Consider the following 13,480-nt stretch of genomic DNA (forward strand, 5'->3'; position numbering starts at 1 on the left):
GCGGTACACCACGCTACACTCTTTCCCATGGATTTACAAGCCAGCTTCCAAGCCACCCAAACCGCCAGCCGGACCCTTGCCCTGCTGGCTCCCGAGAAGGTTGATGCCCTGCTGCTCGACCTGGCGGCCACAGCCGTTGCGAAAACGCCGTTTCTACTCAGTGAAAACGCGAAAGACCTGGCGCGCATGTCGCCCGACGATCCGCGCTACGACCGGCTGCTACTCACCATCGCCCGCCTCAAAAGCATAGCCCGCGACATTGAAAGCGTAGCAGCCTTGCCTTCGCCCTTGGGAAGTGTTTTGCTGGAGAAAGACATGCCCAACGGCCTCCAAATTTCGAAAGTCCGGGTACCGCTCGGCGTAGTGGGCATCATCTACGAGGCCCGTCCCAACGTCACGTTCGACGTGGTAGCCCTGTGCCTCAAAACCGGCAATGCCTGCCTGCTCAAAGGCGGCTCCGACGCCAGTTTCTCCAACCAAGCCATCATTTCCGTTGTTCACGAGGTCCTTTGCCGGCACAACCTGCTCCCCTACTGCGCCACCCTCCTCCCCCCCGACCGCCAAGCCACCGAGGCTTTACTACAGGCCGTCGGCTACGTGGACGTGCTGATTCCGCGCGGTAGCCAGAGCCTTATCGAGTACGTGCGTCAAAACGCCAGAGTCCCCGTTATTGAAACCGGCGCGGGCATCGTGCACACCTACTTCGACGAAACCGCCGACCTGGCCAAAGGCCGCGCCATCATCGCCAACGCCAAAACCCGCCGCGTGAGCGTCTGCAACTCCCTCGATTGTCTGCTGCTCCACGAGGCCCGCCTGATTGATTTGCCCGCGCTGGCCGCTCCACTGGCTGAAGCCGGCGTGACCCTCTACGCCGACGAGCCCGCCTACGCCGCCCTGCGCGGGCTCTACCCCAGCCAACTCTTGCAACCCGCCGCGCCCGAGCACTTTGGCACCGAGTTTCTGTCGTTGCGAATGGCCATCAAAACAGTGGCGGACCTTGATGAAGCTTTAACCCATATTGCCGCCCACAGTTCCAAGCACAGCGAAGCCATAGTTTCCGAAGATGCGGGGCACATCGAGTTGTTCCTCAACAGCGTAGATGCCGCCGCCGTGTACGCCAACGCCTCCACCGCCTTCACCGACGGCGGCCAGTTCGGCCTCGGCGCCGAAATCGGCATCAGCACCCAAAAGCTGCACGCCCGCGGCCCCATGGGCCTGGAGGAACTCACCAGCTACAAGTGGCTGGTGCGCGGCAACGGGCAGGTGCGGGCGTCGTAACGCCGGCCAGACTCGTAGCAAAGTCGTTTATCTTTACTTACACCCTGCTTCTGAAATCTATGGCACCTATCACCAGCCTTTCTCAACTCGACCTCAACAAGACTTACACGTACGCCGACTACTTGACGTGGCAGCTCAATGAGTTCGTAGAACTTGTGCGCGGTAAAATCTGCCGCATGAGTCCGGCGCCCCGCCGCGTACACCAGGAAATTTCAGGCTACTTTTTTGGGTCTGTTTACGCGCACCTGCTTGCTCAGCCTTGTAAAGTGTACCATGCCCCCTTCGACGTGCGCCTTGCCACCACCGGCCCCGACGGCAACGAGCAGCTGACCACCGTGGTGCAGCCCGACATTTGCGTGGTATGCGACCCCGCCAAGCTCGACGACGCCGGCTGCCTCGGCGCCCCCGACTGGATTATTGAAATTATTTCGCCGCGCACGGCCGCCTACGATACGCGCGAGAAGTTCGAGCTATACCAGGAAAGCGGCGTAACCGAGTACTGGATAGTGTTTCCGGGCGAGAAAACCGTGGCGACGTACGTGCTGGAAAACGGCCGCTACCAGTCGCACGGGTCGTATTTCGAGCCCGGTTTGCTGCCGGCCCACACGCTGCCGGCGCTACAGCTGCAGTGGGAACGGGTGTTTGAAGGAGTTTAAGACCTCGCGCCTACATTTCACCGACCAACGTTTGCGTACTATGCCACCCGTCACTGCTATTTCTCAGCTGGACCTTACTGAAACGTACACTTACGCCGTGATGTACGCTTGCCCCACACGGCTAGCACCGACGACGCGCAAATTATAAACGTGGTGCAACCAGATATCAGCGTCTTCCGCGACGCCCGGAAGCTCGATGAACGGGGCGGCACTGAGGCGCCCGACTGGATTATCGAAATTATTTCGCCCGAAACAATGGACCACGCCATCCGCACAAAATTCAACCTCTATGAGGAAAGCGGGGTGCAGGAATACTGGCTAATAACACCCGGCCTGAAAAATGTGGTGAAGTACGTGCTGGTTGGAAAACGCTACCAGCTACAAGGAGAGTTCTACGAGCCCGGCCCCATACCGGTCCACACATTGCCGGAGGTTGGTATTGAGTGGTCAGAGGTATTTGAGGGGGTGTATTAGAGGATATTTCTATTTGCAGTCTAACGTCTTGCACTCTGTTTTACCTTGCCACTTACTTGGTACATAGAATATTAAAATTGACTTGCCTTTGTACATTCGTTTCACAACTAGCAATTCTTCATCCAAATGAATTATTTTGTATTTAAAGCCAGACATCTTAATACTGTCTTCTTCTATAAAGAAGTCATCCGGATTGTAAAATACGTCATCGGCAAATACATGAGGATCAATTATTTTAATTGAATCTATATTATGATAGTGTAACAACTTATTGTTCCTACCAAAAAAGTCACAGTCTTTAGGAAGACCGGCTCCAGCATCTCTATAGCTAAATGACTTCTTTATTGCCGGATTATATCTATCTAATCCATTCTTTGAACCGATAATATCCCAATATTTTCCTTTTCCATTTCCTGTTAGTATAGCATTTTTTTCTTCGCTCTTAGACTTGATGCAACTAATATTAAGGGATATACCCACAAGAAAGAGAACCTTATAGTAACGCGCCAGAATCATAGAAGAGCAGTGAATATTATGTAGCAAATCTATACAGAACATAGCAGAACCGAGGTTTTTCTATACCTTCCGGAGACCTTTCAAGCTCCTCCCTACCATGTTATTTCGTACCCTTTCTCGCCTGCCGCTGCTGGTGCTGCTGGCATTGCTATGCGCCTGCTCGAAACCGGGCACCGACCAAGCCGTCAGCCCCGACGGTGAGGAAATTGACCCGCAGCAGAACCTGGTTTTCCTCTTCGATGAGGCTGTGGCGGACCAGGCGCAGTTGAACCGGTGGGACACGGTGCAGTACGTGAAATTCCAGCCGGCCATGCGCGGCAAGTTCAAGTGGACTTCCGACCGGGAACTGGTGTTTTCGCCCCTCACGCCGTTTCGGCCGAGCACTACGTTTGAGGCGGAGCTGCAACCGGCTACTTTGCCAAGCGGCAAGCAAAAGCTGGCGCTGCCCGAGAACCGCCGCAAGTTTCATACGCCGTTTCTGGCGCTGAATGCCCCGCAGGCCTTTTGGCGCCGCTCGAATCGGGCGGCGGGCACCGCCGAAATGCGCTTGGAACTGCCGTTCAACTACAGCGTGCGACCCTCCGACGTGAAGCCGCTGCTGCGCGTGACGCAGGACGGGCAGCCGGTGGCTTTCGAGGTACGCAGCGCCGAGCCGGGCCAGACAGTGAGCGTGGGCCTGACGCAGGACGTGCGGCCCGGCAGTCCGCTTACGGTGGCGCTAGCGCAGGGCTTGCGGGCCGTGGGCAGCGACCGGGCTTCCACCAGCGAGTATACCACCCAGGTAGCCGTGCCCGACCAGCAGGAGCTGGAGGTGCGCTCCATCACGGGTAGTCTGCAAAACGCCGACCCCATCGTGACCATTCTCACCAACCAGCCCGTGAACGAAGCCGACCTGCAAAACGGCCTCACGGTGGTACCAGCGGTGGCGTATTCGGTGGAGCAGCTGGAAAGCGGCTTCGTGCTGAAAGGTGGTTTCGAGGCCGGCAAAACCTATCAGATAAACTTGGTGCAAGGTGTACGGGGCGCGCTAGGCGGGCAGCTGACCAGCAGCGTGACCGAAACGGTAAGCTTCGTGACCGAGCAGCCTACCATCAGCTTCGCTAGCCAGGACAAGGCCATGTACCTCGACGCGCTGGGCTCCCGCAACCTCGGCGTCCGCATCAACGAGGTGGACAAGGTGCAGGTCACCATTGCCAAAGTCTACGCCAACAACATTCAGCAACTGTTGCGCGGCGAGCAGCAGTACGGCTACCCCGAATACAATGAGGACGGGGAAAGTGAGGGGGAAAGCGAAAATGAAGAGGGCGAGTACGTGGACCGCTCCTACCGCTACTACGACGTCGAAAACCTCGGCAACGTCCTCAATGAGCGCACTTACACCGTGGCCGGGCTGCCCAGGGCGCAGGGGCTGCGGCTGCTGAACCTGAACCTAAAAGACCTGGAGTTTTCGGGCGGACTAAAGGGCCTGTATGTGGTGAAAGTGCAGGACACCGAGCGGCAGTGGCTGCAAGTCAGCAAGCTGGTATCGGTGTCGGATATTGGGATGATTGTGAAGCAGGGCAAAAACGGCAGCACGCTGGTATTTGCCAACTCCATCCGCACGGCCAAGCCGCTTTCCGGGGTGGAGGTGCGCTTTGTGAGCTCCAACAACCAGGTGATTAGCACCAGCGTCACCAACCGGGAAGGCGTGGCCAAATTCGATACGACTACCACCAATTCGCGCTTCAAGCTCAGTATGCTAGTGGCGCAGCGCGAGTCGGATTTCACGTTTCTGGACTTAAGCCGCAGCGGCGTGGAAACGTCGCGGTTCGAGGTGGGCGGACTGTTATCCAATGCCGCCCGCTACCAGGCCTTCCTCTACGGCGACCGGGACCTGTACCGCCCCGGCGACACCATCCGCAGCAACACCATCATCCGGACCGACGACTGGAAAAACCCGGTGGCCAAGCTGCCCGTCAAGATCCGGCTGCTGCTGCCCACCGGCAAGGAATACGCCAGCTTACGCAAGGAACTGACCGCGGCCGGCAGCTTCGAGGCCGACTTTATTCTACCCCCAAGCATCATGACCGGCACCTACACCATGGAAGTGCTGACCGGCAACGACGTGCTACTGACCTCGCGGCAGGTGAGCGTGGAAGAGTTTATTCCGGACCGCATGAAGGTGACGGTGAAGGCCACGCCCGCCGTGGTAAAGCCCGGCCAGACGGTTTCCACGCAGATTATGGCCCAAAACCTGTTCGGTCCGCCCGCCGCCGACCGCAAGTTCGAGGTGAGTTTCTCGCTCAGTGAAAAGGCCTTCAACCCCAAGAAATTCGAGGACTACACCTTCAGTTTGAGCACCGGCCAGCAGCGCCGCACGCGCTACGGCAACCAGTCGGCCACGTCGTCGTTGGCGAGCCGCTTCGAGAACACCACCCGCGAAGGCACCACCGATGCCGCCGGCCGCGGCATCGCCACCTACGACCTACCTAACTATACCGACCTCGGCACACTGCAAGGCTCGGCCTTCACCACGGTATTCGACGAAACCGGCCGGCCCGTCAACCGCCTCGCCACCTTCGAGGTGCAGACACAAGCCGTGATGTTCGGGCTGAAAACGCTGCCCGAGATGTTTGAAACCCGCGAAGTCATTCCGATTAAGTTGGTGGCACTTACGCCGGCCGGGCAACCCACCAGCGCCGAGGCCCGCGTGCAGGTGGTGCGGATGCTGTGGGAAACGGTGATTGAGCGCCAAGGCGGCCGCTATGTGTACAACTCGCAGCGGCGCGAGGAAACCGTGATGGACCAGCGCGTATCGGTGGGCAAGGAAGGCAACGCCGGCAACTTGGGCTTCCCGGCCAGCTACTCCGGCGAGTACGAGGTGCGCGTTTCGCGGCCCGGCGCCGATACCTACGTGGCGCAGCAGGTATACGCCTACGGCTACGGCGACACGCAAAGCAACGCCTTCGAGGTGAACAACGAGGGCGAAGTGACCATTGCCGCCGACAAAGAGAAATATCAGCCCGGCGAAACCGCGAATCTGCTGCTGAAAACGCCCTTCCCCGGCCGCATTCTCGTGACCGTGGAGCGGGACCGAGTGCTCGACCATTTCTACGTGAACACCGACGAGAAGTCAGCCCAAATCAGCATTCCGATTCAAGGCGGCCACGTGCCGAACATCTACGTTACGGCCACTGCCATCCGCGCCATTACCGACAACCGGCTGCCCCTGACGGTGGCCCGCGGCTTCGTGCCGCTGGTGGTGGAAAAGCCGGAAACCAAGCTGGCCGTGGCCATTAAAGCGCCCGAGCTGAGCCGCTCGCAAGTGTGGCAGACGGTGGAAGTACGCACTGCGCCCAACGCCAACGTAACGCTGGCTATGGTGGATGAAGGCATCCTGCAAATGAAGGATTATCGCACGCCCGACCCCTACGGCTATTTCTACCAGAAGCGCGCCCTCGAAGTGAGTGCCTACGACGTGTACCCCTTCCTGCTGCCCGAACTCGGCACCAGTTCCTCCGGCGGCGACGCCTCCGACCTCTCGCGCCGCACCACGCCCGTACCCTCGCGCCGGGTGCAGCTGGTGGCCAAATGGAGCGGCGTGCTCACCGCCGACGCCAGCGGCCTCGTGCGCTACAAGCTGCGCGTGCCGCAGTTCAGCGGGGCTCTGCGCATCATGGCCGTGGCCTACAAGAACGACGCTTTCGGCTCGGCTGAACAAACCATGCGCGTCGCCGACCCGGTAGTCATTTCAACGGCCCTCCCCCGCTTCCTCAGCCCCGGCGACACAATAGACGTGCCGGTTACGCTTACGAATACTACTAGTCGGACAATTTCTAACGCGGCGGTTTCCATGTATGTCTATAGTCCACTTCATGTCACATGGCCTATTCATGTCGTTGATAACATTGGTGCTGTTTCTGGCGAAAGTTGGGATGCAAGAAGTGTTGTTCAACTGAAGCCTGGCACTGAAACGCGGCAAACTTTTCACATTAAAGCTTTGCCTATCATTGGGGTTGGAACAGTTAAAATCAAAGTGTATTTGACTGATACTAAAGAAACCTTCACCGAAACCATCGAACTACCCATCCGTCCTGCTTCGCCGCTTCAGAAGCGCACGGGGGCGGGCGTGGTGGCAGGCGGCGCGACGCAGCAGCTGAACCTGAGGAGTGACTTCCTGCCGTCGTCGATGCGGAGCCAGCTGGTGGTGAGCCGCTCGCCGATGACCGAGTTTGCCAAGGATTTGCGCTACTTGTTGCAATACCCCTACGGCTGCCTGGAGCAAACTGTGTCGGCCGCTTTCCCGCAGCTGTATTATGGGGATTTGGCGGCGTCTTTGGGCCAGAAAACCGGCAAGCCCGGCAAGGCGGGGCTGTTCAACCCCAACTACCACGTGCAGGAAGCCATCCGTAAGGTGGAGTCGCAGCAGATGTACAACGGTAGCCTCAGCTACTGGCCCGGCGGCGACTACGACAATTGGTGGGCCACTGCCTACGCCGCGCATTTCCTGCTCGAAGCCCAGCAAGCCGGCTTCACCGTCAACAAGAGCGTGCTCGACCGAGTGCTCGGCTACCTGCAAGCCCGCACCAAAAAGCGCGAAACCAACACCTACAACATCATCCAGACCGGCGGCGTGATTCAGCAGCTTACACTAGCGAAAAAGGAAATTCCGTACTCGCTCTACGTGCTAGCCCTCGCCGGCCGCCCCGACCCAGTGGCCCTCAATTACTACAAAGCCAACCGCAAGCTGCTAGCCGAAGATTCGCGCTGGGTGCTGGCCTGCGCCTTTGCCGTGGGCGGCAACCAACGCAGCTACCGCGAAGCCCTGCCTACCAAGTTCGGTACCCAAACCACGGCCGGCCGCGAGCTGGACGGCTCGTTCTCGTCCCCTATCCGCGACGAAGCGCTGGTCCTCAACGCCCTGCTAGCCGCCGACCCCACAAACCCGCAGATAAACGTGCTGGCCCGGCAGCTTAGCCGCCAGGTGAAAGCGGCTAGCTGGCTGAACACGCAGGAACGCGCCTTCTCGCTGCTGGCCCTCGGCAAGCTGGCCAACAAAAACGCCGCCAGCACCGTCACGGCCAGCGTGCTGGCCGATGGCAAGGCCATGGGCAACTTCACGGGCAAAGACCTTACGGTAAATAATGTTGCCAACCGCAAGCTGGCTCTGCGCACCCAGGGTCGCGGCAGCCTCTATTATTTCTGGGAAACCGAAGGCATTAGCCCCACCGGCCAGGTTATCGAGGAGGACGCCTACCTGCAAGTCCGCCGCCAGTTCCTGGACCGCACTGGCACGCCAGTAGGCACCACGTCTTTCAGGCAGAACGATTTGGTGGTGGTGCGCATCACTATCCAATCCGCGCAAAGTGCCGGGGAAGTGAAGAATGTGGCTATTACCGACCTATTGCCGGCCGGCCTGGAAATCGAGAATCCGCGCATCGGGGCCGTCCGGGACCTGGCTTGGGCCACCAACGCCGCCCAACCCGACTACCTCGACGTCCGCGACGACCGAATCAATCTCTTCACCACCGTGGATACCACACCCAAGTCGTTCTACTACCTGGCCCGCGCCGTCAGCAAAGGCACGTTCAAGCTCGGCCCGGTGAGTGCCGACGCCATGTACAACGCCGAGTACCACAGCTACAACGGCGCCGGCGTAGTGCGGGTGCGGTAGTGGGAGCCGTCCCTAGCCCCCGGTTCGCTTCGTGCGCGAAGCCTTGGGGAGAGGAAAGTTAGGGGTGAGGTCAATGCCGTGAGATACTCGGGGTGCTTCCAACAAGCTCAACAACAGCTCTTTTTACTGTTTAATCGTACACTTTCGTACTGTTCTAGTGCAGCCGGCGCTTCGTAAGTGGCCGGCTGTATTGTTGTTGGTTGGACCTAATACCTGTGAGCATGTTGAACCTGCTGCGAATCACCTCAGCTCATTTACTGCATTCTTTTAAAGGATTCACAAAGGTCTTTTTTCTGCTATGCACGGCTTTCTTACTGGCTTCTCCGGTGTATGCCGACATCGTTACGCTCACGGCCAACGATAATGGCAAGCAGATTCAGCTCAACGTCGGCGACCAGCTGATTGTGCGGCTGCCTACGGTATCGCCCCGCTTTGGCTGGCGCCTGGCTCAGACTTATCCGGGCCAGCTGACCGTGACGACTGCCAATAGCCTGCCGGGCCTGAGCAGCGGTGTGCCGGGCGCACCGGCTACTTTCGAAATTCACTTTCAAGCCGTGGGGACTGGTGGCATCGATTTAGCTTTGGTTTCGGCGGTACCGGGTAGCGGCTACTCAACCTTAGGTGGCTATTTCCACGCCTACATCACCATCGACAAGCCGGGTGTGGCCAAAAATGTGAACATCACCGAATACGGCAACCACAGCAGTGTAAAAGTAAACCAAGGCGACCAGTTGCTTATCCAGCTCGATACGACGGTAGGTTCGCAGTACCAGTGGGAGTTGATGCCCCTGTCCGACGACATTGTGCAGGCTGTAGCTCCGCCCGTCGAACAACCACGGAAGAAACCTAAAAAAGCAAAAGCAGGTACCCCCGAAGACGTTGCCTTCCAGTTTCAGGCCCTGAAACCAGGCAAAACAACGTTGCGATTTTTGTATCGTAATGCCATCAATAACGAAGCTCCTCCTAAACGGGACTTCGAGGTGCAGGTGGAAGTCCCGGAGCCGCCTAAATAACGCCGCTCGAAGTATCTTGAAACGCCTTCTTCCTTGTGATGAAGGAGGTTGTTGCAGTGCTGGTCACTATGTTATTGAGGATAAATACCATGAATTCATAGTTTTTACAGAATCAACTTGCCATGTTGTATATCAACTCGACTGTAAAAGCAGTTTAAAGGCTTCCAACAAGCAGCCGAACCGCCTCTTGCTTCGAGTAGCAAAGTCAACAAAAGCCTTTTTCTTTCCTTTTGCCTCCATGTTCGATACCACCAATTACCCCGAGCAAAACCTGTTCGCCCTCACCATATCGGGCGCCCTCACCAAGGAGCATTATGATGCTATCATTCCGTTGCTGGAAGAAAAGATTGACCGTTGGGGCAAAATCAACATGTTCCTTGATGTGCGCAGCTTCAACTACATAACGGCTACCGCATTGTGGGAAGACATCAAGCTTGACATCAAGCATTGGGGAAACTTCAACCGCATCGCCATCACCAGCGACGACAGCAACTTGCTGAAAGCCGCCGCTGCCTTGGCCACCCTGGTAAGCCCGGCAGAGGTCCGGCATTTCCCACTCGATCAGAAACGAGAGGCTATCCATTGGGCACTGAGCGAAGAAATTGAGGTTGCTGCTTCTCCCGTCGCCTAAAAGCAGGCTTTCTAGTGGCAGGTAGTAACCGTGCATGAATATCGTTTGTGCGAGCAGCCTCACCCCCTAACCCCCTCTCCTGTCGAGAGGGGGAACTAGCTTTTAATTTTTCTAAATCACCCCCACACATTCTAAGATTAGCTTTAAAGCTAGTTCTTCTTCTGTTTGGGAAAGGGGGTAGGGCACCGCATTACAAACTGGTAGCGCGTTTCTTGAATGTAGCCAGCGCGAAGCTCAGGCTTTGCACTACAGCTTATAGCCCTAATTTTCAAACACAAAAAAGGGTCTGCTCCGTGGAGCAGACCCTTTTTTGTAGTCAATTCAAGTAGTTGCTTACTGAACAACCAAGCGCTTGGTAGAAATGGCCTGGCCAGTTTTCACCTTGTAGAGGTAGGTGCCGCGGGCCAGGTTGCCAGCGTCGAACTTCACTTGGTGGATACCAGCGGCTTCTGCTCCCGACACCAGAGTCTGCACCTTGCGGCCCATGGTGTTGTAAACTTCCACGCTTACCGGACCATCCTGCGTGAGGTAGTAGCTGATGGTAGTTGAGCCGGTGAAGGGGTTTGGATACGCAACGGCCTCTTTGGTCAGCATGGCGGCTGCGGAGGGACTAGCGGCGGCTGCGGTAGTGGTAGCACCGGAGCGGGCGGCAGGCTGCGTGAGGGCGTTGTACTGTGTAAACGTGCGGGTCACGATAACTGCGTACTCGCCGCGGGTTACGCTCTGTGCGGGTTTAAAAGTGGCGTGCACCGTGGGCTGCAAGTCGTACGGGCCTTGCGTAACAGTGTAGAAAGCGTTGATCAGGTTCAGTTCCAGTGCCACACTTACGTAGCCTTCCAAGCCGGCCGGAATGCTGGCGGCGTCATCGATGGCAATGCTGCTGCCATTGGCTGTTACCGTTACAGGCTGACCATTGCGAGCCAACGCCTGCTGCTGGAAGCCTAGGCTCTGCACCAGTGAATACGCTAGTGAGGCGCGGCTCACGGTACTGCTTGGCGCGAAAGTGCCAGTGCCGGCGGGCGTCATTACGCCGTTGTACAGGTTGAACCGGTCGCGCAGGGCGGCACCGCGGGCCGTTACCGACTCAGTCAGCAGAATGTCGGCAGCGCTGCTTACGTCCGAGAAAGAGCGGGCACCGGTGGTCGGCAGGAATTGCTTGATGCCTTGGCCCATGAGCAGATATTCGGCCAGCTGAATGCGAGTCAGGAGGGCGTTGGGCTGGAAGCCGGTGGTTGTGCCATCAACGAGACGGTTAGTAACGGCCAGCTTGATAGCCGCTTCGGCGGGGTGACCAGCAATATCGTTGAGGTTGGTGGTACCGCTTGGCGTGAGTTGCGTAATGTTGCCGTTGATGGTTTCGGGAGCCGCTACCCCCTGCAAACCTTCTACTTTCAGGGTCCAGGTGCCGGGAGCGGGAGCCGCTACGGCCAGGCTGCGGTCAGTGGAGAGAGTGAAGGTAACCGGAATGCCCGAGCGGTACTCGACGCCGTTGGGGTCGAACATGATCAGGTTAGTAGGGTTGCCAGTCTGGCCTAGCAAACCCAACGAGGAAATCTTCACTTCGATGCTGTTCACGCCGGTACCTACCGGGAACGTAATCTGGTTGGTGGCCGTGGTGGCGGGGTTGAAGTTGATGGTAAACGGCGTCGAGCTGGAAGTAGCATTCACGCTGCTTTTGAACACGCGGGCGGCATTCACCGACGAGCCGAACAACGACGAGCGGAATGCCTGGTCGACGGCGGCGTAAGCATTTACGTAGCCCGCACCCACTTCCCACGACTGGCGGCCAGGCATATTGGTGGCCGTTTTCATCAAAAGGTCCTTCACCTGCGCTGGCGTCAACGACGGCTTGGCTTCCAGCAGCAGGGCTACAATGCCCGCCACGTGCGGCGTAGCCATAGAAGTACCGCTGCTGTGGGTGTAAAACGGAACCTCGCCGGGCGAGAGAACTTCAGCATCCTGCTGTGCCCCCAACGACGATACCGGTCCAATGGCGCGGGTAGACACTACATCCACGCCAGGCGCAACAATTACGGGCTCGTTCTTGAAGGTCCAGGTTTCGCCATCGGCCACGAACGTACCCTGCTCGCCACGTACACCGCGGGAAGAGAAGTCGGCCAGCAGGCCGTTCCGGTCGCCGGCACCTACCGAAATGGTCCAGGGCGCAATGGCGTAGGGGTTGTGGGTGTCAGCACCAGGGCCTTCGTTGCCCGCGGCAAAAACTACCACCATGCCTCGGTCGTAGCACCGCTTGGTGGCCACGTTCAGCGGATCGTTGGGGTCGAAGTCGCCGCTGCTGCCAAATGAGTTGCTGATAACGCGGATGTTGTATTGAAACTGGTGCGTGAGGGCATAGTCGAAGCCGCCGATGGCATCGAGTACCAGCAGCGCCGCCCCCGAGCCGTAGCCGAGCAACGAAGCACCCGGCGCCACGCCTTCGTACTTACCGCCCGACTTAGCGCCGGTGCCGCCTACTGTGCCAGCGCAGTGCGTACCGTGGCCCGAGTTATTGTCGGTATTCGGCACTCCTTCAATGTAGGTGACGGGCAGCATGGCACTCAACGAGTTGAGGTTGGTAGAGCCCAAAGTGTTCTGCACCAGATGCGTCCCGAACTTAAGGTCGTCATGGGTACCATCAACACCACTGTCGTTGATGAGCACGCCCACCCCTTTGCCGGAAACTGGCAGGCCGCCGTTGCGGGTAGTGATCTGCTGGTCGGTGCGCAGGCGCTTTACGCCCGTCAGGTTGGTATCGTCGTAGTTGTAATAGTCGAGGCGCTTGTTGATGTAGAGCGAGCGGACCTCGGGGTTTTGCGCCAGAGCATTCACTTGCGCGGTCGTGGCCACGATGCCCGCTACCGGCAGGGCCTTCATGGTGATACCCTTTGTGATACCAAGGCGCTGCAGCAGGCTAAGCTGCGTCAGCTGCGGGGCCCCTGTACCCTTGAAGGTTACAATTACTTGGGCGGTAGGATTGGTTTGTAAGGCAGCGCGTAAGGCGGGATCAACGGTTGCCTGTGCCAAGGAGAAGCTAGCCTTGAAGCCGACCAGCAGGAGGGTTGCGAAAAGTTTGCCTTTCATGTAGTGGTTTGGAAATAAGAAGTTGGTTGATGGTGAAGTGTTGAAGTTGGATACTCCTAGTAGCATCCAAAAAAAGTGCGAGCTATAGCAAGAACAGTAAGTGAGCTCCAGCTCTGCCAGTCACGAAATATTTACGAGCAAGACCTGAAAATCGGTTTTAGCTCCTGCCATAAATTTT

Annotated in this window: 8 protein-coding genes; 6 read left to right on the top strand and 2 right to left on the bottom strand. The window is 57.8% G+C overall.

Going from position 1 to position 13,480, the window contains the following annotated elements; all coding sequences use genetic code 11:
- Positions 1-27 precede the first annotated feature (27 nt).
- From VF639_RS22540 to VF639_RS22550, 3 genes are all read left to right on the top strand, one after another.
- Positions 28-1,278 (top strand): glutamate-5-semialdehyde dehydrogenase, encoded by a 1,251-nt coding sequence (locus VF639_RS22540; protein WP_331148210.1) that lies wholly within the window; start codon positions 28-30, stop codon positions 1,276-1,278.
- Positions 1,279-1,337: 59 nt separating this feature from the next.
- A complete protein-coding gene (locus VF639_RS22545; protein WP_331148211.1) occupies positions 1,338-1,934 on the top strand; it encodes a Uma2 family endonuclease in 597 nt (198 codons plus the stop codon).
- A gap of 108 nt (positions 1,935-2,042) precedes the next feature.
- Positions 2,043-2,408 (top strand): Uma2 family endonuclease, encoded by a 366-nt coding sequence (locus tag VF639_RS22550; RefSeq protein WP_331148212.1) that lies wholly within the window; start codon positions 2,043-2,045, stop codon positions 2,406-2,408.
- 9 nt (positions 2,409-2,417) lie between these two features.
- Here the strand turns inward: VF639_RS22550 and VF639_RS22555 are convergent, their stop codons facing one another.
- Complete coding sequence (locus VF639_RS22555; protein ID WP_331148213.1) at positions 2,418-2,924, bottom strand: hypothetical protein; 507 nt, start codon at positions 2,922-2,924, stop codon at positions 2,418-2,420.
- 97 nt (positions 2,925-3,021) lie between these two features.
- On the opposite strand from VF639_RS22555, the gene VF639_RS22560 reads away from it, so the two are divergent.
- The 3 genes from VF639_RS22560 to VF639_RS22570 all read left to right on the top strand — a co-directional run bounded on the left by VF639_RS22560 (position 3,022) and on the right by VF639_RS22570 (position 10,221).
- Positions 3,022-8,577 (top strand): alpha-2-macroglobulin family protein, encoded by a 5,556-nt coding sequence (locus tag VF639_RS22560; protein WP_331148214.1) that lies wholly within the window; start codon positions 3,022-3,024, stop codon positions 8,575-8,577.
- 326 nt (positions 8,578-8,903) lie between these two features.
- Positions 8,904-9,590 carry a protease inhibitor I42 family protein gene (locus VF639_RS22565; RefSeq protein WP_331148215.1) on the top strand — a complete coding sequence of 229 codons (687 nt, stop codon included), beginning with the start codon at positions 8,904-8,906 and terminating at the stop codon, positions 9,588-9,590.
- Between the two features lie 238 nt (positions 9,591-9,828).
- A complete protein-coding gene (locus VF639_RS22570) occupies positions 9,829-10,221 on the top strand; it encodes a SpoIIAA family protein (protein WP_331148216.1) in 393 nt (130 codons plus the stop codon).
- Positions 10,222-10,554: 333 nt separating this feature from the next.
- On the opposite strand, the gene VF639_RS22575 is transcribed toward VF639_RS22570, so the two are convergent.
- Positions 10,555-13,302 (bottom strand): S8/S53 family peptidase, encoded by a 2,748-nt coding sequence (locus VF639_RS22575; protein ID WP_331148217.1) that lies wholly within the window; start codon positions 13,300-13,302, stop codon positions 10,555-10,557.
- Between the last annotated feature and the right edge of the window lie 178 nt (positions 13,303-13,480).

It is taken from the genome of Hymenobacter sp. (genome assembly GCF_036387835.1).
Taxonomy (GTDB): Bacteria; Bacteroidota; Bacteroidia; order Cytophagales; family Hymenobacteraceae; genus Hymenobacter.

Bases quoted from the DNA above. Each gene is read 5' to 3' on its own strand.
- VF639_RS22540 (WP_331148210.1), top strand. From the start codon at position 28: ATGGATTTACAAGCCAGCTTCCAAGCCACCCAAACCGCCAGCCGGACC.
- VF639_RS22545 (WP_331148211.1), top strand. From the start codon at position 1,338: ATGGCACCTATCACCAGCCTTTCTCAACTCGACCTCAACAAGACTTAC.
- VF639_RS22555 (WP_331148213.1), bottom strand. From the start codon at position 2,924: ATGATTCTGGCGCGTTACTATAAGGTTCTCTTTCTTGTGGGTATATCC.
- VF639_RS22560 (WP_331148214.1), top strand. From the start codon at position 3,022: ATGTTATTTCGTACCCTTTCTCGCCTGCCGCTGCTGGTGCTGCTGGCA.
- VF639_RS22570 (WP_331148216.1), top strand. From the start codon at position 9,829: ATGTTCGATACCACCAATTACCCCGAGCAAAACCTGTTCGCCCTCACC.
- VF639_RS22575 (WP_331148217.1), bottom strand. From the start codon at position 13,302: ATGAAAGGCAAACTTTTCGCAACCCTCCTGCTGGTCGGCTTCAAGGCT.